The 1,504-nt window shown below is 71.7% G+C and carries 1 protein-coding gene; it reads left to right on the forward strand.

Going from position 1 to position 1,504, the window contains the following annotated elements:
• The first annotated feature begins 264 nt into the window (after positions 1-264).
• Positions 265-1,431 carry an IS110 family transposase gene (locus FYJ40_RS08840; RefSeq protein WP_154518702.1) on the forward strand — a complete coding sequence of 389 codons (1,167 nt, stop codon included), beginning with the start codon at positions 265-267 and terminating at the stop codon, positions 1,429-1,431.
• The last annotated feature ends 73 nt before the right edge of the window (positions 1,432-1,504 follow it).

The following is a 1,504-nucleotide window of genomic DNA, read 5'->3' on the forward strand; positions in this document are numbered from 1 at the left end:
CCCATTACAGTTTGAGTCGTCCGAAAGGGCGGCTCTTTTCCGTTGCACGGCTATACGATTGAGCCGTACCGGTGGTCGCTGGCCGACCGCCCCGGACGGCCGTCAGCCCCTGCCCCGTAGAGGGCCCGGGACGTGTTGCCGCCGGGGCGGGAGGGGCCGCGGGGAACGACTGATAGAGATGTGCCGGGCCCGGACCGGGCCACGGCCGGGTAATGTGGGTGTCGCTTCCGCGGCTAACGGCCGGCTCAAGGGAGAGGATACACCATGCCTGCAGCAGAGACGCCCGTGGCGTACCTGGGGATCGACGTCGGGAAGAGCTCGCACAGCGCGTGCGCGCTCGATGCGGGAGGGGGCGTCGCCTTCAGGGCCGAGCTGGCAAACAGGCCCGACGACATCGACCGGCTGCTCGAGCGGGCCGGCTCCGGCGCGCTGGTCGTCGTCGACCAGAAGCGAAACATCGGCGCGCTGGTCCTCGCGCGCGCCCATGCGCACGGGAACCCCTGCGCCTACCTGCCCGGATATGCCGAGAAGCAGGCCCGCGGGATGTTCCCCGGCACCGCGAAGACCGACGCCATCGACGCCGAGGTGATCGCGCGCACCGCGCTCGGCGTGCCCCGCGCCCTCAGGCCGGCGCCCGAGGAGCCCGAGGGGGCCGCCTCGCTGCGGATCCTGTCGTCGCAGCGCGAGTTCGCGTCGTCCGCCAGGACCCGCGCGAAGAACAGGCTGCGCGCGACCCTGCTCGAGGCCGACCCCGCGCTCGAGGGCGCGGTCGACCCTTCGAGCCGCTGGCAGGTGTCGATGCTGGCCGAGTTCGGCGGGGCCGCCGGGTGCTCGGCCGCCGGCTGGCGCAGGTTCTCGAACGCCGCCAGGCGCGCGGGCGCCCCCGCGGCGGGGGCCAGGAGGCTCTGGGAGGCGCTGCTGGCCTCGTCGCGCTCGGGAAGGCGGCTCCCGGCCGGCGAGGACGTCGCGGTCCGGATGCTCGCCCGGGAGATAGCCTCCCTCGACGCCGACATCGAGGAGCTCGACTCGCTCGTGGCCGACTCGCTGGCGGGCGACGAGGTCTACGAGTGCCTCCTCACGGTGCCCGGGATCGGCCCCAAGACCGCCGCGGCGCTGGTGACGTCGATCGACATATCCGCGTTCAGGGGGCACGACGAGCTCGCGAGCTATTGCGGCGTGGCGCCGTCAGACAGGCGCTCCGGGAGCAGCATCAGGTCGACGTCGCCGCAGCGCGGCGGGAACAGGCAGCTCAAGAACCTGCTCATATTCAGCTGCAACTCCCTCATCGGCACGGACAACAGGTTCGGGAGGTACTACGGGGAGTGCAGGGCGAGGGGGATGAGGCACAGCAAGGCGCTGAAGGCGGTCGCGAGGAAGAGGCTCAAGGTCATATACGCGATCATGCGCGACGCCGTCCCGTACGCGGCCTAGCGGGCGGCGGGATCAACCGAAGAGGAAACCGAGCGGGGGCGCCAGGCGCCCGGATGCGTCATGCCGAAATGGC

This window comes from Collinsella sp. WCA1-178-WT-3 (M1) (assembly GCF_009696325.1).
Classification (GTDB): domain Bacteria; phylum Actinomycetota; class Coriobacteriia; order Coriobacteriales; family Coriobacteriaceae; genus Collinsella.